Origin of the sequence: Acidovorax sp. HMWF018, assembly GCF_003061035.1 — a bacterium.
GTDB lineage: Bacteria > Pseudomonadota > Gammaproteobacteria > Burkholderiales > Burkholderiaceae_C > Acidovorax > Acidovorax delafieldii.
This window is the reverse complement of the sequence record NZ_QAIM01000429.1, coordinates 1-788: the sequence shown is the minus strand read 5'-3', so window position 1 is coordinate 788 and position 788 is coordinate 1. Positions and strand designations below refer to the sequence as shown.

The window sequence follows — 788 nt, the reverse complement described above, 5'->3', positions numbered from 1 at the left end:
CTGGGCCGACGCAAATGGGATGGCCTTCTCGGCAGGCGCCGTCAGCGCCGCCACCTCGCCCACGGGCGGCAGCGGTGCGCAGCCTGCCGTGGCAGGCAGGCGCGACAGCAGCGTGGCCACCAGTGTCTGCGCCTGGGCGCGCGATACAGCGCCCACGATGCTGACCTTGGCGCGGCAGGCGGCCACGTACTGTGCGTGAAAGCCCTGCATGTCGGCCACGCTGATGCGGGCCAGCGTCTCTTCGGTGGTGCGTACGCCGTAGGGGTGGCTGCCATACACCGCAGCGGCAAACGCATGGTTGGCGACGGTGGCGGGGCGCGTGTTGGCTTCTTTCAGGCTGGCGCTCCAGCGGGCCCGGTCACGTAGCCAGACGTCTTCGGTCGTCATGGGCTCGGCAATCTGGCGGGCCGCCAGGCGTGCGGCGCGTTCCAGCAGCGGCGGGTCGGTCAGCGAGCGCAGCACGTAGTGCAGTGTGTCGTTGTCGACATTGGCTTCAAAGCTGGCGCCCAGGTCGGCCCAGGCCTCGCCCAGGCCGTTTTCGTCCAGCGCGGGCTCGGCGCTGGCGTCGCGCCCGGCTTTCACGCCCTTGCTCGCCATGGCGGCCACCGCATTGGCCAGGCCGGACTGGCCTGCCGGGTCGCGGCGCGTGCCGGCGTCAAAGTCGATCTGCACATCCACCATGGGGATGACCGGGCTTTCGACCAGGTAGACCTTGGCCCCATTGGGCTCCGTCCAGTGCTGGATGGGCAGCAGCGCCCAGGCCGAATTGGAAGAAAAAAGGGCGATAG

1 protein-coding gene is annotated in these 788 nt (G+C 69.5%); it reads right to left on the bottom strand.

The genetic code is table 11. The annotated features are described in order from the left end of the window. Positions 1-786 (bottom strand): M16 family metallopeptidase (locus DBR23_RS30965; RefSeq protein WP_369882132.1); only part of this gene is annotated, 786 nt, incomplete at its 3' end. Between the last annotated feature and the right edge of the window lie 2 nt (positions 787-788).